This is a genomic window from Dankookia sp. P2 (assembly GCF_050632255.1).
Taxonomy (GTDB): domain Bacteria; phylum Pseudomonadota; class Alphaproteobacteria; order Acetobacterales; family Acetobacteraceae; genus Paracraurococcus.
Window position 1 is genome coordinate 1757394 of sequence record NZ_CP192581.1, and the last position, 19484, is coordinate 1776877.

Annotated in this window: 17 protein-coding genes and 3 pseudogenes; 6 read left to right on the forward strand and 14 right to left on the reverse strand. The window is 73.8% G+C overall.

Translation table 11 applies throughout. The annotated features are described in order from the left end of the window. Positions 1-12: 12 nt before the first annotated feature. The 5 genes from ACQ86J_RS10475 to thyX all read right to left on the reverse strand — a co-directional run bounded on the left by ACQ86J_RS10475 (position 13) and on the right by thyX (position 2322). Complete coding sequence (locus ACQ86J_RS10475) at positions 13-225, reverse strand: hypothetical protein (RefSeq protein ID WP_431271061.1); 213 nt, start codon at positions 223-225, stop codon at positions 13-15. 76 nt (positions 226-301) lie between these two features. Then, entirely contained in the window at positions 302-562 is a 261-nt protein-coding gene (locus ACQ86J_RS10480) for a hypothetical protein (protein ID WP_431271062.1), read from the reverse strand. Then, positions 559-1158, reverse strand: coding sequence for an HD domain-containing protein (locus ACQ86J_RS10485; protein ID WP_431271063.1), 600 nt, complete (start codon positions 1156-1158; stop codon positions 559-561). Before ACQ86J_RS10485 ends, ACQ86J_RS10480 begins: the two co-directional genes overlap by 4 nt. Before the next feature lie 5 nt (positions 1159-1163). Further along, positions 1164-1376: a hypothetical protein gene (locus ACQ86J_RS10490; RefSeq protein WP_431271064.1), complete on the reverse strand. Its 213-nt coding sequence runs from the start codon at positions 1374-1376 to the stop codon at positions 1164-1166. A gap of 4 nt (positions 1377-1380) precedes the next feature. Further along, positions 1381-2322: an FAD-dependent thymidylate synthase gene (gene thyX / locus ACQ86J_RS10495; RefSeq protein ID WP_431271065.1), complete on the reverse strand. Its 942-nt coding sequence runs from the start codon at positions 2320-2322 to the stop codon at positions 1381-1383. Positions 2323-2498: 176 nt separating this feature from the next. Here thyX and ACQ86J_RS10500 point away from each other — a divergent pair, with 176 nt between their 5' ends. Next, on the forward strand, positions 2499-3665 hold the full coding sequence (locus ACQ86J_RS10500) for a M20 aminoacylase family protein (protein ID WP_431271066.1): 1167 nt from the start codon (positions 2499-2501) through the stop codon (positions 3663-3665). A 69-nt stretch (positions 3666-3734) separates the two neighbouring features. After that, positions 3735-4880: a mandelate racemase/muconate lactonizing enzyme family protein gene (locus ACQ86J_RS10505; RefSeq protein ID WP_431271067.1), complete on the forward strand. Its 1146-nt coding sequence runs from the start codon at positions 3735-3737 to the stop codon at positions 4878-4880. A 319-nt stretch (positions 4881-5199) separates the two neighbouring features. Here ACQ86J_RS10505 and ACQ86J_RS10510 read toward each other — a convergent pair whose 3' ends face one another. The 6 genes from ACQ86J_RS10510 to ACQ86J_RS10535 form a co-directional block, all read right to left on the reverse strand. Then, the gene (locus ACQ86J_RS10510) at positions 5200-6093 is read right to left on the reverse strand and encodes a hypothetical protein (RefSeq protein ID WP_431271068.1); all 894 of its coding nucleotides are present in this window, start codon (positions 6091-6093) and stop codon (positions 5200-5202) included. A gap of 14 nt (positions 6094-6107) precedes the next feature. Then, positions 6108-6536 (reverse strand): hypothetical protein, encoded by a 429-nt coding sequence (locus ACQ86J_RS10515; protein WP_431271069.1) that lies wholly within the window; start codon positions 6534-6536, stop codon positions 6108-6110. Continuing rightward, a complete protein-coding gene (locus ACQ86J_RS10520; RefSeq protein WP_431271070.1) occupies positions 6533-7636 on the reverse strand; it encodes an HlyD family secretion protein in 1104 nt (367 codons plus the stop codon). Before ACQ86J_RS10520 ends, ACQ86J_RS10515 begins: the two co-directional genes overlap by 4 nt. Before the next feature lie 106 nt (positions 7637-7742). Then, a complete protein-coding gene (locus ACQ86J_RS10525; RefSeq protein ID WP_431271071.1) occupies positions 7743-8513 on the reverse strand; it encodes a fumarylacetoacetate hydrolase family protein in 771 nt (256 codons plus the stop codon). 85 nt (positions 8514-8598) lie between these two features. Continuing rightward, entirely contained in the window at positions 8599-9543 is a 945-nt protein-coding gene (locus ACQ86J_RS10530) for an SMP-30/gluconolactonase/LRE family protein (RefSeq protein WP_431271072.1), read from the reverse strand. 75 nt (positions 9544-9618) lie between these two features. Continuing rightward, on the reverse strand, positions 9619-11256 hold the full coding sequence (locus tag ACQ86J_RS10535; protein WP_431271073.1) for an ArnT family glycosyltransferase: 1638 nt from the start codon (positions 11254-11256) through the stop codon (positions 9619-9621). Positions 11257-11428: 172 nt separating this feature from the next. On the opposite strand from ACQ86J_RS10535, the pseudogene ACQ86J_RS10540 reads away from it, so the two are divergent. The 4 genes and pseudogenes from ACQ86J_RS10540 (at position 11429) to ACQ86J_RS10555 (ending at position 15109) form a co-directional block, all read left to right on the forward strand. Further along, positions 11429-13004: pseudogene (locus ACQ86J_RS10540) on the forward strand (hydantoinase B/oxoprolinase family protein). A 29-nt stretch (positions 13005-13033) separates the two neighbouring features. Continuing rightward, positions 13034-13927 (forward strand): annotated as a pseudogene (locus ACQ86J_RS10545) (hydantoinase/oxoprolinase N-terminal domain-containing protein); the annotation flags it as partial. 112 nt (positions 13928-14039) lie between these two features. Continuing rightward, positions 14040-14198, forward strand: a pseudogene (locus tag ACQ86J_RS10550) (hydantoinase/oxoprolinase family protein); the annotation flags it as partial. A gap of 125 nt (positions 14199-14323) precedes the next feature. Then, a complete protein-coding gene (locus ACQ86J_RS10555; RefSeq protein ID WP_431272364.1) occupies positions 14324-15109 on the forward strand; it encodes a hydantoinase/oxoprolinase family protein in 786 nt (261 codons plus the stop codon). A gap of 16 nt (positions 15110-15125) precedes the next feature. On the opposite strand, the gene bcsD is transcribed toward ACQ86J_RS10555, so the two are convergent. From bcsD to ACQ86J_RS10570, 3 genes are all read right to left on the reverse strand, one after another. After that, a complete protein-coding gene (bcsD, locus tag ACQ86J_RS10560) occupies positions 15126-15599 on the reverse strand; it encodes a cellulose biosynthesis protein BcsD (RefSeq protein WP_431271074.1) in 474 nt (157 codons plus the stop codon). Between the two features lie 139 nt (positions 15600-15738). Continuing rightward, positions 15739-18915 (reverse strand): cellulose synthase subunit BcsC-related outer membrane protein, encoded by a 3177-nt coding sequence (locus tag ACQ86J_RS10565; protein WP_431271075.1) that lies wholly within the window; start codon positions 18913-18915, stop codon positions 15739-15741. Next, entirely contained in the window at positions 18909-19475 is a 567-nt protein-coding gene (locus tag ACQ86J_RS10570; protein ID WP_431271076.1) for a tetratricopeptide repeat protein, read from the reverse strand. Before ACQ86J_RS10570 ends, ACQ86J_RS10565 begins: the two co-directional genes overlap by 7 nt. Positions 19476-19484 lie beyond the last annotated feature (9 nt).

Below are 19484 nucleotides of genomic sequence, written 5' to 3' on the forward strand. Positions count from 1 at the left end.
CGGGCATCGCGGTCAGGCGCGGCGGCGCCGCTCCCGCAGGATGCCGATGCCGAGCAGCAGCGCGATCACCGCGAAGGCGATCGGCGCCGCGGTGGGCAGCACCTGGGGGAACCAGGCGAAGGTCCCCCAGGACAGGCCGAGCGCGGTCAGCGCCGCGCCGAAGCCCCAGAAGCGGGCCAGCGCGAAGCTGCCGGCGAGGCTCGCCACGATCAGGGCGGCGATCATGGCGCGGGGTGCCCGGTTGCCGGGCCTGGCTTGGACGTCCTCATGCCGCGAGCCTAGCAGCGGCGGCGCGCGGGGTTCAACGCGCCGTCCAGCGGCCGAGCAGGAAGCCGAGCAGCAAGGTCGCGCCGAGCAGCGCCACGACCTCGCCGAACAGCGCATGCGCCAGCGGCAGGCCGATCACCGCGGCGACCACCAGGATCGCCACCCAGCGCCAGCGGCGCCAGCCGACCAGCGGCGGCGGCCCGTAGGGCGGAGGGCGGGACGCGGCCTGACGCTGGGCCGGGCGCGCGGCGGGACGGCCCTTCGGCGTCTGCCGGGCGCGGGCGCTGCCGCTCATTCCGGCAGCATCCCGCCGGCGCGGGCCCGGTCGTACAGCGCGCCGATCAGGGTGGCGAAGGCCGGGTCCACCGCCATGGCCGGGTCCATCCTTGGTGCGGTGTCGGCCCGGGTGACGCCATGCGCCTGCCAGGCGGCGCCACCGCTCAGCACGTTCTGCAGGAAGCCCTGCATGCGGTCGCAGCCCATGGCGAAGCGCGCCTCCGGCGTCTCGCCGGCCTCGAACTCCTCCCAGAGGGCGCGGAGGCGCCCGCCGAGGTCGGGCGGCAATGCGCCGAAGACGATGGCGGCGGCGGCCGTCTCGCGGTCCACCTGCGTCGCGCGGCCGGCGGGGTCGTAGGCATAGGTGTCGCCCGCCTCGATCTCGACCAGGTCGTGCACCGCGATCAGCGACAGGGCGTGGCCGAGGTCGACCTCCGCCGCCACCTCCCGGTGCAGCAGCAGGGCGATCAGCGCCAGGTTCCAGCAATGCTCGGCGCTGTTCTCCAGCCGTATCGTGCCGTCCGGCATCGGCACAAGGCCGCGCCGCTCCACCGTCTTCAGCCGGTCGGCGAGCGCGAGGAAGTCGAGCAGCGATGCGGCGCGCGTGGGATCCATCTGCGCTAGGCCCGCCGGGCGGCGCCGCGGCCGATGGCGATCCCGGCGCCGAGCGCCAGCAGGATCGCCAGGACCGGCGCGTGGAAGACGAAGGTGACGATGCTCCAGACCAGGCCGGCGACCGCCAGCGTCACCCAGAGGGCCAGCGCCAGCCCCATGAAGACCATGGCCAGGGGCAGACCGACCACCAGCAGCAGGCCGAGCAGGATCCAGCCCATCGGCTCAGCCCTCCGGCCGGCCGAGCGTCTCCATCAGCTCGCGCCACTCGCGCTTCGAGAGCCCGCTGCCGGCCTGCTGCACGGGCTCGCCCGCCAGCATCCGCCGCACGATGCCCAGCATGCCGGAGGAGAGCGTCACCGCGCCCATGCGGTAGTCGCGGAAGGCCTCGGTGCAGGCCGGCACCCAGGCCTCGACCGTCTGCAGCATCGCCTCGGCATAGACGCGGATCTCGTACTGCGCATGGGCGTCGGCGCGCAGCCGGAGGAAGTGGAAGAGGTTGTGGAGGTCGGTCTTCCAGTACCATTGCGTATAGGTGTTGAGCGTCAGGTTCATCCGCGCCAGCTCGCGCGCCAGCCCGTCCCGGCCGGGGTCCACCGGGTTGCCGGCCTCGTCCTCGTTCAGCATCCAGGCATAGTGGTCGTAGGTCTGCGTCGCATCCTGCCGCAGCAGGTCGAGCACCCGCGCCGCCTCCTCGCCCTGCAGCACCTCGCCGCGGCCCTGGCGGTTGCTGCTGGACTGCGCCGCGAGCTGGGCGGGGTCGGGGATGTAGAATTCGCGGTCGAGGATGGAGTAGCGCGCCGAGTATTCGTTCACGTTGGCGGTGCGGTGGCGGATCCACTGCCGCGCCACGAAGATCGGCAGCTTCACGTGGTACTTGATCTCGCACATCTCGAAGGGCGTGGAGTGCCAGTGCCGCATGAGGTAGCGGATCAGCCCGCGGTCCTCGGTGACGGCGCGGGTGCCACGGCCGTAGGAGACGCGGGCGGCCTGCACCACCGCGGCGTCGTCGCCCATGTAGTCGATCACCCGGACGAAGCCGTGGTCCAGCACCGGCAGGGCCTGGAACAGCAGCGCCTCGAGCCCCGGCGCGACGGGGCGGCGGGTGCGGCCCTCCGCGGCGCGGGCGGCCTCGATCTCCTGGGCTTGGGCATCGGTCAGCGGCATCCGGGGGTCCCCTGCTGGCTACGGCACGGCCCCCTGGGGCCGGCCGCCGCGCCGGGCCTTCTAGCCCGCGGCCCGGCCGGGAGGGAACAGCCGAGCCGAGTCGCCCGGCCCGGGATGGCGTCGGCGCCGATCGGGGGGCAGGATGCCCCCCTGCCCCACCCCGCCGAGGAAGCCCGATGTCCCTGCTGGACGCCATCCGCCGTTACCACCCCGAGCTGACCGCCATCCGGCAGGACCTGCACGCCCATCCCGAGCTCGGCATGACCGAGCACCGCACCGCCGCGCTGGTGGCGGAGAAGCTGGAGAGCTGGGGGATCGAGGTGCATCGCGGCGTCGGCGGCACCGGCGTGGTGGGCGTGCTGCGCGCCGGCCGCGGCAACCGCGCGATCGGCCTCAGGGCCGACATGGACGCCCTGCCGCTCGAGGAGCTGAACGACGTCCCATACCGCAGCACCGCGCCGGGGCGGATGCATGCCTGCGGCCATGACGGCCACACCACCATGCTGCTCGGCGCCGCCCGCCACCTGGCGGAAACGAAGAACTTCGACGGCATCGTCCACTTCATCTTCCAGCCCGGCGAGGAAGGCTGCGGCGGCGCCCTGGCGATGCTGGAGGACGGGTTGTTCGAGCGCTTCCCCTGCGATGCCATCTACGGCATGCACAACCGCCCCGGCATGCCCATCGGCGAATATGGCATCCGCCCCGGCCCGACCGCGGCCGGCGGCGCCTTCTTCGACATCACCGTGACCGGCAAGGGCAGCCACGGCGCGCGGCCCGAGGCCAGCATCGACCCGGTGCTGACCGCCTGCCACATCGCCACCGCGCTGCAATCCATCGTCTCCCGCACCGTCAACCCGCGCGACCCCGCGGTGGTCAGCGTCACCAAGGTGCAGGGTGGCGAGGCCTACAACGTCATCCCGGAGACCGCGACCATCGCCGGCACCGCCCGCTTCTTCTCGCGCGAGGTCGCCGGGCAGATCGAGGCCGGGCTGGCGCGGATGGCCGAGGGCGTGGCGGCCGGCTTCGGCGCGACGGCCAGGCTCGACTGGCGGCTGATCTTCGCGCCGACGGTGAACGACCCGGAGCAGACGGAGGCCTATGCGGCCGCCGCCGCCGCCCTGGTCGGCGAGGCCAAGGTCGCGCGCGACAAGCCGCCGGGCATGGGGTCCGAGGATTTCTCCTTCATGATGGAGAAGGTCCCCGGCGCCTATATCCATGTCGGCAACGGCGACAGCGCCTCGGTGCACAACCCGCGCTACCAGTTCAACGACGCCGCCATTCCCTACGGCGCCGCGCTCTATGCCCAGGTGGTCGAGCAGGGGCTGAAGCGCGGCGACCGCTGACCTCCCGGCTTGCGCCCCGGATGGCGACGCCGCACTGATGCGGCAACGCCATCCGGGGAAAGCAGGGCCATGCACATCATCCGCGCCGAGAGCTTCATCTGCCGCGCGCCGATCGACACGCCCGTCGTCAACGCCTTCGGCGCCATGACGGAACGCGTCGCGGTCTTCCTTCGCCTCACCGACGCGGACGGCGTCTCCGGCTGGGGCGAGATCTGGTGCAACTTCCCGACCATCGGCGCGGAGCACCGCGCGCGGCTGTTCGACACCTTCATCGCGCCGCGCCTGCTCGGCCAGCACATCGACAACCCGGCCGCCTGGTGGGCGGAGACCGACCGGGCCTTGCATCTCTGGGGCCTGCAGGCGGGCGAGCCGGGCGCCTTCTCGGCGGCGCTCGCCGGCGCCGACCTGGCGCTGCACGACCTGGCGGCGCGGCGCGCCGGGCTGCCGCTCTGGCGCTGGTTCGGCGGGCCAGGCGGCCATGGCGGGCCGGTGCCGGCCTATGCCAGTGGCCTCAACCCGGACACCCAGGCGCTGGCCCAGGTCGAGGCGGCCCGCGCCGCCGGCCACCGCGCCTTCAAGATCAAGATCGGCTTCGGCGAGCAGCGCGACATCGCCACCCTGCGCCCGGTCTTCGCCGCGCGGCAGGCCGGGGAGCGGGTCATGGTCGACATCAACCAGGGCTGGGACCTGCGCAGTGCGGCGCGGATGGTCGGCGTGCTCGGCGAGTTCCCGCTGACCTGGATCGAGGAGCCGCTGGCCGCCGACCGCCCGGCCTGGGAATGGGCGCAGGTGGCCGGCGCCAGCGCCGCGCCGCTCGCGGCTGGTGAGAACCTGCGCGGTGCGCTCGAATTCCACCAGGCCCTGGCCGGCAACCACCTCGGCTTCGTGCAGCCGGATTGCTGCAAATGGGGCGGCGCCTCGGCGACCCTGCCGGTGGCGCGCGCCGTGGTCGGCTCGGGCCGGGCCTATTGCCCGCATTTCCTCGGCGGCGGCATCGGCCAGCTGGCCTCGCTGCACTTGCTGGCCGCGGTGCGCGGGCCGGGCCTGCTGGAGATCGACGCCAATCCCAACCCGCTGCGCAGCCTGCTGGCCGGCCCGGTGCTGCGGGTGGCCGACGGGATGGTAGCGGTGCCGGAGGCGCCGGGGCTCGGCATCGAGCCGGATGCCGCGAGCTTCGGGCGCTACGTGGTGGCCAGGACCGCGCGCGAGGCCTGACGCCGCCGCCGGCACGGATCCGGGCTTCCACGGCCCACCGCGCGCCGTGTCAGAAGGGCGACGCCGCCCCTTCCGCATCGCCGCGACCAGGCCGAGGCAGAGGAAGGCGCCGAGCGCCGCCACCGCGAAGCCGTCGGCATAGGCCAGCACGCTGGCCTGGGTGGTCACGGTCGCCGCCAGCAGCCGCTCGGCCTGCGCCGCGGCGATGCCGGCATCCGCCCCGTGCGCGCCGAAGCGGCCGGCATAGGCGGCGAGCCGGTCGGCGACGGCGCCGGTGCCCTCGGCCAGGTGCAGGCCGATCAGGTTGGCGTGCACCTGCTCACGGATGCGGACGAAGCTCTGCATGAAGGCGGTGCCGATCTCGCCGCCGAAGAGCCGGCTGATCTGCAGCAGGCAGCCGATGGTCAGCGCCTCGGCCGGGACGATGCTGCGCACCAGCAGCACCACCAGCGCGGTCAGGGCGAAGGACTGGCCGAGCGCCTGCAGCACCTGTGAGGGCAGGAAATCGGCCGTCGCCCATTGGCTGGTGAGCCGGCTCGCCATCAGGCAGGCGACGCCGATCAGCGCCGAGCCGAGCGCCAGCACCCAGCGGCCGTCGACCCGGCGCAGGAGCAACGCCAGCGGCAGGGCGATGGCGAGCTGCGGCAGGGCGATCCAGAGCAGGACCTGGCCCACCTGCAGCTCGCGGAAATTCTTGCACCATCTGCAGGTAGGCCGGGATGATGTAGGCGGTGGACAGGATCATGAAGCGGAAGCCGGCCAGCAGCAGCATCAGGACCAGCAGGTTGCCGCGCAGCAGCATCCGCAGGTTCAGGAAGGGGTGCGGCGTCGTCAGCTCCCGCACCAGGAAGGCCAGCGTCAGGATGCCGCCGCCCGCGGCCAGCCCGACCACCACGCCGCTGCCGCGCCAGTCCAGCCGGTTGCCCTGGTCCAGCGCCGCGTAGAGCATGGCGAAGCCGCCCATCGCATAGGCCAGCCCCCACCAGTCGAGCTGCCGCAGCAGGCCGGTGTTCACGGGCTCCCGCGGCACGCCGTGCCAGATGGCGGCGAACATCACCGGCAGCGCCACGCAGTACTGCCAATAAATCCAGCGCCAGGACAGGCTGTCGGCGTACCAGCCCTCGAGCGACGCCGCGACGTTCTGCGACAGCTCGGAATTCATCGCGTAGATCGCCAGGCCGAAGATCACCATGCGCACCGGCAGGCTGCGCACGACGAACAGGATGGTCAGCGGGATGAAGGTGCCGGAGCCGATGCCGGCGAGGACTGCAGCGCGAGGAAGGCCGGCAGGGCGTCGGCCAGCGGCGCAATCAGCGAGGTCGTGAAGAACAGGATGATCCCGAGCAGCAGCACCCGCCGCGCGCCGAAGACCGCGCCGAGATAGGGCGAGGCGACGCCCACCACCATCTGGCCGATGCCGAAGCTGGTGGTGATCCAGGCGCCCTCGTCGAAGCCGGCATGCAGCGCGCCGCGCAGGTCGGCCAGGCCGAAGCTGGTGACCCGGGCGCCGAGCGTGCCCATGATCGACCCCAGCAGCACGCCGACCAGCCCGACATAGGGCCGCCAGTGCGTCGCCTCGAGCCGCGGCGGCGCGAGATGCGCGACCTGCTGCAGCGCCCGGCCGGCGGCGGTGACCGGCGCGAGGTGCTGGCTCATCGCGCCGCCGCGACGGCGCCCTCGGCGCCCGTGTCGATCGTCGCCACCACCGACATGCCGGGCCGCACCAGGGTGCCGAGCGCCGCATTCGGCTCCAGCACCAGCTTGACCGGGACGCGCTGCACCACCTTGGTGAAATTGCCCGTCGCATTGTCCGGGGGCAGCAGGGCGAAGGTGCTGCCGGTTCCCGGCGACCAGCTCTCGACCCGGCCGCGCAGCACCAGGTCGGGGAAGGCGTCCACCGTGATCCGGGCGGGCTGGCCGAGCCGGACCCGGGTCATCTGGGTCTCCTTGAAGTTGGCGATGACCCAGATGTCCGGCAGCGAGACCACGGTGACCACCTGGGTGCCGATATTGACGAACTGGCCCGGCCGCACCTGGCGCTGCCCGGCCATGCCGTCGGCCGGCGCGGTGATGCGCGTGTAGCCGAGCGCGTTGCGCGCCAGGTCGCGCTGCGCCTCGGCCGCGCGCAGCTGCGCCTCGAGCTGCCGCTGCTGCACGTCGAGCCCGGCGAGCAGCGCCTTCTGCTGGTCGAGCTGCGCGGTGTTCAGCGCGAGCTGCGCCGCGGTGCGCTTCTCGTTCGCGTCGGCCTGCTCGACCAGCTGCGGCGTGCCGGCGAGGCGGTCGCGGATCAGGTCGCGCTGGCGCTGGGCTTCCAGGTGGTAGCGGAGCAGGTCGGCGCCGGTCGCCTGGATGGTCGCCTCGGCCTGCCGCAGCAGCGCGCGCTGGACGTCGCGCTGGTTGGCCAGGTTGGCGAGCGTCGCCGCCGCCGCGGCGATATTGGCCTCTGACTGGGCGAGCTGCGCCTGGTAGTCGGAAGGCTCGATCTCCACCAGCAGGTCGCCGCGGCGGACCGGCTGGTAGTCCGTGACGAGGACGCGGGCGACATAGCCGGAGACCTTGGCGGCCAGCGGGGTCAGGTCGCCGGCCATGGTGGCGTCGTCGGTGGTGGCGTAGCGCGCCGCGCCGGTCCAGCGGTTCCAGTTCTGCGCGATGCCCCAGGCGGCGAGGCCGGCGCCGATCACCAGGGCCACGCGCAGCAGCGGCCAGAGCCAGCCGAGGCGGGACGGTGCGGTGGCGGGGCCGGTCGTCTCGCTCATGCAGGTCACCCCTCGCCGCCGATCGCGCGCCAAGGGATAAACGGCCGGCGTCGCCGCCGGCGATGACGTTGCCGCGTGAAACGCCAGCGGGAACGGCGTTACGGGGTCACGGCGCGTAGGGGTTGGACAGCGTCCCGATGCCCTCGATGGTGACGTCCACCTGCATGCCCGGCCGCATCGGCAGCGCGCCGACCGAGGTGCCGCAGGCGATGACGTCGCCGGGCCGCAGCGTCATCTCGCGCGAGATCAGCGAGACGATGCGCGCCGGGGATAGGATCATGTCGTTGAGCGGGTAGTCCTGCCGGACCCTGCCGTTCAGCGCGACCTTCACCCGCAGCGCGGACCAGTCGAGCCCGGTTGCGACCGCCGGGCCGATCGGGCCGAAGGTGTCGCAGCCCTTGGCCCGCGCCCATTGCGGGAAGGAGGCGTCGGCGAAGAGCAGGTCGAGCGCGGTGACGTCGTTGACGCAGGTCAGGCCGAAGATGGCGGCCTCCGCCTCGGCCTCGTCGGCCTCCGAGACGCTGCGGCCGATGACCAGGCCCAGCTTGCCCTCGTACAGCACCTTGCCGGCATAGGAGGCGGGCGGACGGATCGCCTCGCCCGGTCCGATGACGCTGCGGCTGTTCTTCAGGAAGTAGAGCGGGACCTCGGGGATGGCGTTGCCCTGCTTCGCCGCCGCCTCGTGGAAGTTGTTCCAGAGGCCGATGAAGGCGCCGGGGCGGACCGGCGCCAGCAGGCGGAGATCGGCCAGCGGAACGCTCTCCCCGGTCGGGGCGGCGCCGGCGAAGAGGTCGCCGGCATGCACGGCGACAGCCTCGTTCTCCAGCGTCCCGAAGCCTTCGCCGGCCTCGCGCGCGAAGCGTACCCAAAGGGCCATCGATGTCACTCCCAAGCGTCGCGCCGGTCTACCGGCGCGACGCTTGGTGTCAACTCGCCGCGGCCGCTGCGGGGCGGCGGCGTGCTCAGCCGAAGGGCAGTTCCAGCCCCGCCTCGCCCCAGGGCATCGCCGCCAGCTTCCCCGTCAGCGACAGGGTGACGTAGGCGGTCCGCATCCCCGGCCCGCCGAAGCAGATGTTGGTCGGCATCCGCTCCGGCATCTTCACGACGCCGAGGATCTCGCCGCCCGGCGCCACGGTGGTGATCTCGCCCGAGACCAGCGTGGCGACGCAGATGTTCCCCGCCGCCGTCGCCGCGATGCTGTCGAGCCGGCGGTAGCCGGGGAACTGGCAGATCACCCGCCCGCCGTTGGAGGACGGCCAGGGGTCCTTCCGCACCACGCCCGGCCCTTCCACGTCCCAGGCCCAGAGCCGGCCGGTCTCGGTCTCCGCGGCATAGAGCGTGCGGCCATCCGGCGAGAGCGCGATGCCGTTGGCCCCGCCGAAGATCGGGAAGGCGGCTTCCACGATCTTCGAACCGTCGCTCGCCGCCCAGTAGACCCCGCCATGGTCGCGGTCCCGCGCCCGCACCTTGCCGAGGTCGCTGAACCAGAAGCCGCCCTCCCCGGGCGAGCCCTTGTGCGCGAAGACGATGTCGTTCGGGCCCTTCAGCGTGTTCTCGCCGCAGCGGTCGTAGAGGACCTTCACGCTGCCGCTGGCGGGGTCGATCACCTCGATCCGGCCGCCCTTGTAGTCGGCCGGCACGCCGTGCGGACGCAGCCCTTCGGGGCCCTCGTGCCAGACGAAGCCGCCGTTGTTGCAGCAGTAGATCTGGCCGCCCGGACCCATGGCGATGCCGTTCGGCCCGCCGCCCGGCGTGGCGACCGTGGTCTTGCTGCCGTCGGGCGCGACCTTGGTCAGCTTGCCCGCCGCGATCTCCACCAGGATGACGCTGCCATCCGGCAGGGCGATCGGCCCCTCCGGGAAGCGCAGCCCCTCGGCCATGATGGTGAGGCCGGTCGCGTCGCTCATTGGATGTTCCCCCGCATTCTTCTGCCGGGATGATGCGTCAGGCCGCTGGCGATGCAAGCCCGGGGCGGCTTCGACTCACTTCGGCCGCCACAGCTCGACCGGCCCGCGCTCCTCCGCCACCGTCGCGTCCAGCACGTAGTCGCGGTTCAGCACCTCGGTCAGGATCGCCGCGGCGCTCGGGCGGAGCTGCGCCCACCAGCCGCGGTCCACCACCACGATGCGCGGCTTCGTCGCCAGGATGCGCCGCACCTCGGCATCGGTGTCGATGTCCGCCACCTGGGTGAAGCCGCCGGTCAGGTGCGCCGGGAAGACGAAGCGGGTCGGCAGCGCCGCATCGGTCAGCGCATAGACCACGGGGTGGTAGTTGGCGATGAAGATGGCATCGCCCGGCGCGATCCGCGCGCGGATCGCCTTGGCCACCTCGGCCACCGGGTCGGGCAGCCAGATGCCGAAGCCGCGGCCGACCCGCACCGTCGCCTCCTGCCGCCAGGCCTCCACCGCCACGACCGCGACCAGCGCGACGAAGATCGCCGCGGCGCGCCGTGGCCGGGCCAGCCGGGCCAGCCGCCAGGCGCCCAGCGCCGCCAGGATGGAGAGCGGCGGCATCCAGATCAGGAAGTAGTGCGGGTAGTAGAAGCCCGGCCCGATGATCGCCAGGCTGCCGCAGGCGAACCAGACCAGCGCCAGCCGGGCCAGCCGGCCTTCCCGGCCCCGCCGCCAGCCCCAGCGGGCCAGGCCGATGCCGGCCAGCAGCATCGGCCAGAGCAGCACCAGGACCGCCACCTGCACCCGCTGCAGCGCCTCCCGCAGGCTGAGCCGCGCCTCCGCGTAGCGCAGCGGGGCGAGGAAGGAGCCATCCAGGAACTCGCGCAGGTCGTCCTGCGCCAGGTAGGCCAGGGCGAACAGCGCCGAGGGCAGCAGCGCCAGCCCGGCATAGGCCGCGGCCATGGCCATGGCCCGCCGCCACGGCAGCACCCGCCGCCACAGCGCCGGGACGGTCAGCAGGGCAAAGGCCAGGCACCCCTCCGGCGTCACCACCGGCTTGATCGAGAAGGCGCAGCCGATCAGCAGCCCCATCGGGACCAGCTCGCCCCAGCGCGGCCCCTGCCCGTCCTCCAGCGCCCGCACCGCCGCGCGGGTCCCGAGCGCCATGGTCGAGACCACCAGCGGGGCAAAGAGCACCTCGGTGTTGCTGGCGAGGCCGAAGAGCAGGACGGTATGGGCGATGTAGAGGATGGCGGCGCTGAGCGCGACCGGCCGCAGCCCGCCCGCCGCCCGCACCAGGCCATGGAGCGCCCAGCCCGCCGCGGCGACGGTGGTGACGCCCAGCATGCGGATGGTGCCGATGCTGTCGCCGAACAGCCAGATCGCCGCGGCATAGACCGCCGGAGCGCCGATCGGGTGCATGTCCCAGACCGCGACCAGCGGCCAGCCGCCGCGCAGCCATTCCCGCGCCTGGACCAGGTACAGCCCCTCATCCGTGTCGATCACCGTCACGGTGAAGCCGATTCCGCGCAGCAGCAGCGAGGTGCCGAGTAGGATCAGCGGGACGAAGGCAGCTTCGATCCAGGCGCGCGTGCGGGTCGCGGGCGAGGCGGCCGGGCCGGGCCGGGGCAGCCCCCGGCCTCGGGACGGCGCAAGGTAGTTGTGCTCATGCTCTCCACGCCGGTCGGACGGCGTCCCGGGACGGGCGCGAAGGCCCGGCCTTATCACGATTTCCTGAAAGGGCGCTGCGATATTCCGCCGCCCTGGCTTGACGGCAACGGCGGGCACGGCCGAGCCTTCGCGCATGGTCGATCCCACCGAAGCAACCGCCCGGCATGCCGCGCCGGACCCGGTCACCCTCGCCGTCCTCGACAACCGGCTCCGCGCCATCGTGGAGGAGATGGGGGAGGCGATGCTGCGGACCTCCTACAGCCAGATCCTGAACTCCTCCCGCGACTTCTCCATCGCCCTGTGTGATTCGCAATGCCGGCTGGTGGCGCAGGCCGACCACATCCCGGTCCATGTCGGCGCCATGCCCTGGGCCGCGAGGGCCGTGGCCGAGGCCTTCGCCGGCGACATCCATGACGGCGACACCTTCCTGCTGAACGACCCCTATCACGGCGGCAGCCACCTTCCCGACCTCACCATCATCATTCCCGTCCATGCGGAAGGGGCGTTGCGCTTCTGGTCCGTCGTGCGCGCCCATCAATCGGATATCGGCGGCGCCACCCATGGCGGTTACAACCCCGGTGCGACGGAAATCTGGCAGGAGGGGCTGCGCATCCCCCGATCCGGCTCGGCGAGGCGGGCGGGCTGCGCGAGGACCTGCTGCGGATGCTGGCGACGAACACCCGCATCCCGCGCGACTTCCGTGGCGACCTGATGGCGATGGTGGGCGCGGCGCGCCTCGGCGAGCAGCGGCTGCGCCCGTTGCTGGCGAAATACGGCGCCGATGCGCTGGACGCGGCGGTCTCGGCCATCCTCGACCTGTCGGAGGCGCATGCGCGGCGGATCCTGGCGGCCTGGCCGGATGGATCCTGGCTGGGCGAGGCCTTCCTCGACGATGACGGCTTCGGCCGCCGCGACATCGCCATCCGCGCCCGCGTCACCAAGCGCGGCGAGGGCCTCACGGTGGACCTGTCGGAGAGTGACCCGCAGACCACCGGCTTCGTCAATCCCAGCTACCCCAACATGCGCAGCGCCGTCGCGATGGCGTTTGCGTTCCTGCTCGACCCCGACCTCGCCAAGAACGACGGCGCCTTCCGCCCGCTGGAGGTCATCGCCCGGGAAGGCACCGTGGTCTGGGCGCGGGAGGGCGCGCCGGTGACCATGTGCACCAGCCATTGCTCGAACGAGATCGTGGAAGCCATCGTCCGCGCGCTGCAGCACTGCTGCCCCGACCGCGCCATGGGCGGCTGGGGCCGCCGCTTCCGGGTGGCGATCACCGGCCAGGATGCCAGGCGGCCGGGGCGCCGCTTCGTCTGGCACATGTTCCATGCGAGGCCGGGGGCGGCGGCTCCTCCGGCGGCGACGGCTGGTCCGGCGCGGGCGAGTGGCATTCCGCCGGCGGCCTCAAGATCCGGCAGCGTCGAGATGGCCGAGGCGCGCTTCCCCTGCTCTTCGAGACGCATGGATTCCTCCCCGGCTCGGCCGGGGACGGCCAGCACCGCGGCGGCCTCGGCGGCCAATTGTCGCTGCGGATCGAGAGCGACGGCCCCGCCTCGGCCAATACCGCCGGCGACGGCGCGCGGCACGGCGCCGCCGGGATGCGCGGCGGCCTGGACGGCAGGCCGCACCACTACCGGCTGCACCATGCGGATGGCACCGAGCGCGTGCTGAAGACCAAGGAAGTCGGCATCCCCGTGCAGCCCGGCGACCGGCTGCTGGTCGAGGCCGGCGGCGGCGGCGGCTGGGGCCCGCCCGAGGCGCGCAGCCCCGAAGCCCGGGCGCGCGACGCGGCGGAGGGCTACGTCTGATGGCCATGCCCGATGGTCGGAGCGCGGATATGCGCGGAGAACTGGATCGGCCGCGGGAGGATGGCCTTACCATCGGCATCGATGTCGGCGGTACCTTCACCGATGTGGTCTGCATCGCGGCCGGCGGAACCCAGACCCTGGCCAAGGCGGCGAGCACGCCGGCCGACCAGTCGGAAGGCGTGGTCCAGGGCCTGCGCAACCTCGCCGCCGCGCTCGGCCTCGACCTCGGCGCCCTGCTGGCCCGCACCGCCCGCATCGTCCATGGCACGACGGTCGCCACCAACGCCCTGCTGGAGCGGAAGGGCGCCCGGATCGGCCTGCTGACCACCGCGGGCCACCGCGACGTCATCGAGATGCGGGAAGGGCTGAAGCCCGAGCGCTACGACCTTCGGCTGCCGGCGCCGGAGCCGCTGGTGCCGCGCCACCTCCGGCTCGGCGTCGCGGAGCGGCTGCGGCCGGATGGCAGCGTCGAGACGCCGCTCGACCCCGCCTCGCTCGACGCCGCCATCGCCGCGCTGAAGGCCGCGCAGGTCGAGGGCGTCGCGATCGGCTTCCTGCATTCCTGGGCGGCGCCGCAGCACGAGCACGCGGCGGCCGCGGCGGTCGCCGTCGCCCTGCCCGGCGCCTTCGTCACCTGCTCCGCCGATGTCCTGCCGCAGATCAAGGAGTTCGAGCGCTTCAGCACCACCGCGGTGAACGCCTATGTCGGCCCGGTGGTCTCCCGCTATCTCGGCAAGCTGGCCGGACGGCTGGAGGCGGCAGGCTATCGCGGCCCGCTCTTCGTCATTCTCAGCCATGGCGGCATCGCCCCGGTCGAGGAGGCCGCGCGGCTCGCCGTCGGCACCGCCCTCTCCGGCCCGGCCGGCGGCGTCGCCGCGGCGGTGGCGCTGGCGGCGCAGGGGCTCGGCCAGGACCTCGTCACCTTCGACATGGGCGGCACCTCGACCGACATCGCGCTCGTCACCGGCGGCGAGGCGGCGCTCGGCCGCGGCCGCACCGTGGGAGGAGCGCATCGCGCTCGAGAGCCTCGACATCGTGACGCTCGGCGCCGGCGGCGGCTCGATCGCCCATCTCGGCCCCGGAGGCACGCTGCAGGTCGGGCCGCGCTCGGCCGGGGCGGCGCCGGGGCCGGCCTGCTATGGCCTCGGCGGCACCGAGCCGACGGTGACCGACGCCAACCTGGTGCTCGGCTATCTCGATGCCGACAACTTCCTCGGCGGCGCCCGCCGGCTGGACCTGGCGGCGGCCGAGGCCGGGTCGCCGGCCTCGCCGCCCGGCTCGGCATCGGCGCGGAGGCCTGCGCGGCCGGCATCCACGACCTGGTCAATGCCCGCATGGCCGATGGCGTGCGGCTGGCCACCGTCCGCCGCGGCATCGATCCGCGCGACAGCACCCTGCTGTCGTTCGGCGGCGCCGCCGGGCTGCACGCGACGGCCGTGGCGCGCGAGCTCGGCCTCCGCCGCGCCGCGGTGCCGCTGTTTGCCGCCGGGCTCTCGGCCTGGGGCATGCTGCACACCGACCTGCGCTACGAGCTGACCCGCAGCGCGGTAACCCCGGGCGGCATGCCCAGCGACGCTGCGCTGCGCGCGCTGTTCGACGGGCTGGAGGCCGAGGGCCGCGGCCGGATGCGGGCCTGGCATGGCGGCGAGACCGCCGCCCGCCGCAGCGCCGACATGCGCTATGGCGAGCAGGTCTTCGAGATCGCCGTCCCGCTCGACGGCGTCGACTGGGCCGGGCCCGGCCTCGGCGGGCAGATCCGCGCCGCCTTCCATGCCCGGCACCGCGCGCTGTTCACCTACGACCTGCCTGAGGAAGAGGTGGTGCTGGTCAATGCCCGGCTCGCCGTGGTGGGCGTCCTGCCGCGCCATGAAGCGGCAGGCGGCGCCGCAGGCGCCGCGGCGGCGCCGGTGGCGCAGCGCCGCATCCGGCTGGACGGCGCGGCGGTCCTGGCGCCGGTGCATCGCTTCGAGGCCCTGGCGCCGGGCCAGCCGGTGGCCGGGCCGGCGATCGTCGAGAGCGCCACCACCACCGTGCTGCTGCGCCCGGGCGATGCCGCCCGGATGGATGCGCGCGGCTGGCTGGAGATCGCGGTGCCGCCTGGCTGATGCCGGCGGCCCCGGCTCAGGCGCGCCCGTAGCGCAGCGTGATCGTCGCCGCCGTGGCGGCGACGCGTCGCGGCGCCAGCCCGGCATCGGCGCCCGGCTGGCCGCCGAGCCAGCCGCCATGCAGCCCTTCAAGCACCGCCGCGACCCAGGCGCCGCTCGCCTCCGCCCCTGCGGCGACCGAGGGCGCCGCGTTGTGGGTCAGCACCAGGGAGCGGTCCTGCGGGTCGAGCCCGATCTCCACCCAGCCCCAGTCACAGGCAGCCAGGCATTCGTTGATGCGCGCCTCCAGCTCCGGCAGGCTGCCGCAGGGCGGAAGCGGCATCAGCCCGGCCATCCGCGCGCCGACCGCGCGCAGCAGCGCATCGCGCGATGCGGCATCGAGATTGGCATCCAGCGTTTCCACCAGCGCCCGCAGGAAGCCCCGCCACTGCGCGGCGACGCCGCGGCGGGCCAGGTAGGACAAGGAACGCTGTTCATCGACGGCCGTCATTCAACACCTCTGGTAAGCGCCGCGGCAGGCCATGCCTGGCCGCGGCTCGCCCTGACCTGGACATGGACTTGCCGGCCCCGCGCAGGGGTCCGGCGGGTTACTGGAAAGCTGCGCCGCGCGGGATGCATCCCTTACCGGCTCACCGGTCGAAACGGTAGCGCGCGAAGACCAGCCCGCGCGCCTCGTTCCAATTGGCCGTGCGGTCGTAGCGCAGCAGCCCGCCGATCCGCAGGTTGGGCGTCACCGAATACTCCACGTCGGCCCGCACGCCGCCGCTGATCCCCAGATTGCTCGAGGCCGGCAGCGTCGAGCGCAGGGTGGAATCCGATGCCGCGGCGAGGTCCGCCTGCGCCTGCATGGTGGCGTCCAGCGGGAAGTACTTCGCCGCGCTCTCCCGGTAGGCTTGGTAGCCGATGGTGCCGCCGAGCCGCCAGGCGAGGTTGCCGCTGCGCGCCCGCCAATCCACCGGGAAGAGCGCCGCGGTGTAGCTCTGCGGGCTGAAGTAGCCGCCATTGCCGTAGGAGAAGAGCCGCTGGTTCTTGTCATAGGCGAAGTAGACGAGGTCCATGCCGGCGATCAGCTCCTCGTCCGGCTCGCGGTAGACGACCCATGAGGCGCCGGCCCCGGCCTCGACCCGGTTGTTCTTCGCCACCTGCGTGCCGTCGAGGCCGGAATAGCCGCCGCCGACATAGAAGGAGACCGGCTGAGTCCCGACCTCGAGCTGCGCCCGACCGCCGGTGCGGATCACGCCGCCCCAGGTACGGCCGGTATTCACGTCCCGCATGCCGGACCAGGACAGCAGGCTGTCGGTCATCGGCCGCCGCTCCCCGGTCACCCGCAGCTTCAGCGTATCGGTCAGCGAGGGCGATATCTCGACCCCGCCGATGATGTTCTGCTCGCGGAAGCCGAGCGGCGTGGTGCCGATATCGGCGGTGAAGGCATTGCGCGCATAGGCCAGGCCGAGGCCGACGCCGGTCGCGGTGTCGTCGCGCGGCGTGTAGCGGTCGCGCGTCGCCTGGCTCGGTCCGCTGGCCTGGCCGGTCGGCTGGCGCAATTCCGGCACCAGCATGTTGGTGCCGAAGCTGCGCAGCGTGCTGAGGTTGCCGTTGTCGAGATGGCCGGTCGAGATCGTCACCGGCGTCATCGTCGCGGTGAAGCGGCCGCCGAGCGCGCCGACGGGCAGCGAGGCGCTGACCGGCGCGGAGACGTCCGACAGCCGGTCGAGGCCCGCGGTGCCGGAGCGGAAGCGCATCGCCAGCGCGCCCTGGATGCGGCCCGAGGCTTCCTCCCGCACCGCGGCGAGCTCGCGCGCCACCTCGCTCGCCACCGGATCGGGGCCGGGGACGACCGAGGAGGCCGCGCTGCCCGGCACCGCGCCGCGGAAGGGATTGCCCGGCCCGCCGATCGTGGTGGCCGAGACCTGCACCACCTTGCCCTGGGCGCGCAGCTGGTCCTGCGCCCGTTCCAGCGCCCGCAGCGCGCGGCCGGGATTGCCGGCGGCGCGGGCGATCTTCGCCTCCATCAGCGGGACGCGCGGATCGTTCGGGTTGAAGGCCCGCGCCTCGACCAGCAGGGCCTCGGCGCGGCCCCAGTCGCGCTGGGCGACCGCCGCATCCACCGCGGCCATGCGGGCATCCATGCTGCGCGGGTCGCCGCGCAGCACGGCCTCCGCCACCTGCGCTGCCTGGTCCGGCTGCCGCGCGCCCTGGTACAGCCGGGCCAGCGCCAGATTGGCCTGCGGGTTGGTCGGGTCGCGGCCCAGCACCGGGGCCAGCGCCTCATAGGCCGCGGCCTGATTGCCCTGCTCGTTCAGCTTGTCGGCGGTGCGGATGGCGAAGCCGGCCTGCAGCGCCGCCGCCTGCCGCCGGTCCTCGGCCGACAGGCCGGGCTGGCTCTCGACCGTGCGGGCGATCTGCATCGCCTCGCGCTCGGCCCCCGCGGCCAGCAGCGCGCCGGCGATGGCCAGCCGCGCCGTGGCCGGGGCATTGGCATTGGCCGAGACCGCGGCCCGCCCGGCCTCCGCCGCGCCCTGCGGGTCGCCGAGCGTGCCGAGCGCCCGCACCGCCAGCGCGCCGGCGCCCCCGGTGGGGTCGGGCCGCGCCGCGATGGCGACCAGCGCCGCCCTGCCCTCGGCCCGCGCCCCCATCCGCCAGGTCGAGACCGCGCGGTCCACCTCGGACGCCACCCGGCTGCGGGCCAACTGGCGGTTCATGTCCGCGCTGCGTTGCTTCGCCGGGATCCGGTTCAGGTAGGCAGCGGCCTCGTCCGGCCGGCCATCCTCCTCGGCGAACAGCGCGGCGGCGTGCAGCCCCTCCGCACCGCCGCCGGCACCCAGCGCGCCCATCAGCTCGCGCGCCTCCGCCTGCTGGCCCTGGCGCGACAGCAGCCGCGCCAGGTCGAGCCGGATCCAGGGACTGCCGGGGTCGAGCGACAGCGCCTCGCGCAGCCGGACCAGCTGGTCCTCCGGGTCGTTGGCGCGCAGCGCCTCGGCCCGCAGCTGGCTGGCGCGGCCGGCATTGGTGCCAGCCTCGTTCGAGGCCTGGCGGACCCGGCCCTGCAGCGCCTCGGCCTCGGCGAAGCGGCCCTGCTGCTGCAGCACCTCATAGAGCCCGCTGGTCGCGGCGCCGAGGTTGGGCCGGCGCGCCAGGGCGGCGCGGTAGCGCGCCTCGGCCCCGGCGTAGTCGCCGCGGCGGAGCGCGATGTCACCCAGCAGCGCTTCGGCATCGGCGCGGTCGGCGGCGTCGCGGCTCAGCGCCCGGCGCAGGCTCTGCTCGGCGGCGTCGAGGTCGCCGGCCTGGATCTGGCTGCGCGCGCTGGCGAGGTCGGCGGCATAGCCGGCGCCGTCCAGCGCCTTCTGCCATTGTGCGCGCTTGCCCGGGTCGAGCCGGATGGCGCGTTCCAGCAGGCTGCGCGCCTCCCCGTAGCGGCCTTCCCGCAGCCGCACGATGCCGAGCCCGCCGATCGCGTCGGCATCCTCCGGGTTGGCCGCGATCGCCGCCTCGAAGTCGCGGCCGGCATCGCGGGCGCGGTTCGTGTTCAGCAGCTCGAAGCCGCGCTGCCGGGCGGTGGCAGCCTCGTCCGGCGGGCCGCCGGGCTGCGGGGCGCGGATCTCCTGCAGCCGCTGCGTGACCTCGGCCTCGCCCGGGTTGCGGGCGAGGAAGGCTTCCAGCTCCGGCGCCATGGCCGGGTTGGGCCCGGCCCAGAGCAGCGCCTGCCGCCAGGCATTGGTCGCGGCGCCGCCGGCGTCGCTGCCGGCGGCGAGGCGGCGCAGCCGGGCGATGCCATCGGCCCGGGTCGCGTCGCGATAGGTCAGCACCTGGGCATAGGCGAGCTGCAGCCGGGCATCGCTCGGCGAGCGCTCGACCAGCCGGGCGAGGCCCGAGCGCGCTTCGTCATAGCCGCCCTCGGTCCCCGCCAGGGTGGCGTAGAATTCCTGCGCGTAGAGTCCGGCGGCGTCGGGCTGCGGAACAGCTCGCGGTACTGCGCCACCGCCTCGGCACCACGCCCGGACTGGGCGAGGCGCCGGGCTTCCAGCAGCGCATTCTGGTCGATCGTGGCGGCGCGGACGGTGACGTCGGTCTCCTGCAGCCGCTGGTCGGCCGGGGAGGCCGCGCGCAGCCGGGCGATCAGCGCATCCGCCGCCGCCCGGTTGCCGAGCTGCGCCTGCGCCTGGGCGGCGCTGGCCAGCGCCTCCGGATTGCGCGGGTCCACCGCCAGCACGCGCTCGAGCGCCCGGACCACCTGGTCCGGCCGGTTCTGCAGGCGCCAGTAATTGGCCTGCTCCAGCAGCACGGCGATCGCCTTCTCGGACCCCGAGGGCGTCGCCACGGCCAGCACCTGGGCGCTGGCCGTGGCGACGAGCAGGGGTAGGAGCACCGGGGCCAG

Excerpts from the sequence above, each read along its gene's own strand:
- ACQ86J_RS10515 (WP_431271069.1), bottom strand. The coding sequence starts at position 6,536 with ATGAGCCAGCACCTCGCGCCGGTCACCGCCGCCGGCCGGGCGCTGCAG.
- ACQ86J_RS10475 (WP_431271061.1), bottom strand. The coding sequence starts at position 225 with ATGATCGCCGCCCTGATCGTGGCGAGCCTCGCCGGCAGCTTCGCGCTG.
- ACQ86J_RS10525 (WP_431271071.1), bottom strand. The coding sequence starts at position 8,513 with ATGGCCCTTTGGGTACGCTTCGCGCGCGAGGCCGGCGAAGGCTTCGGG.
- ACQ86J_RS10520 (WP_431271070.1), bottom strand. The coding sequence starts at position 7,636 with ATGAGCGAGACGACCGGCCCCGCCACCGCACCGTCCCGCCTCGGCTGG.
- ACQ86J_RS10490 (WP_431271064.1), bottom strand. The coding sequence starts at position 1,376 with ATGGGCTGGATCCTGCTCGGCCTGCTGCTGGTGGTCGGTCTGCCCCTG.
- ACQ86J_RS10485 (WP_431271063.1), bottom strand. The coding sequence starts at position 1,158 with ATGGATCCCACGCGCGCCGCATCGCTGCTCGACTTCCTCGCGCTCGCC.
- thyX (WP_431271065.1), bottom strand. The coding sequence starts at position 2,322 with ATGCCGCTGACCGATGCCCAAGCCCAGGAGATCGAGGCCGCCCGCGCC.
- ACQ86J_RS10480 (WP_431271062.1), bottom strand. The coding sequence starts at position 562 with ATGAGCGGCAGCGCCCGCGCCCGGCAGACGCCGAAGGGCCGTCCCGCC.
- ACQ86J_RS10500 (WP_431271066.1), top strand. The coding sequence starts at position 2,499 with ATGTCCCTGCTGGACGCCATCCGCCGTTACCACCCCGAGCTGACCGCC.
- ACQ86J_RS10505 (WP_431271067.1), top strand. The coding sequence starts at position 3,735 with ATGCACATCATCCGCGCCGAGAGCTTCATCTGCCGCGCGCCGATCGAC.
- ACQ86J_RS10530 (WP_431271072.1), bottom strand. The coding sequence starts at position 9,543 with ATGAGCGACGCGACCGGCCTCACCATCATGGCCGAGGGGCTGCGCTTC.
- bcsD (WP_431271074.1), bottom strand. The coding sequence starts at position 15,599 with ATGACGGCCGTCGATGAACAGCGTTCCTTGTCCTACCTGGCCCGCCGC.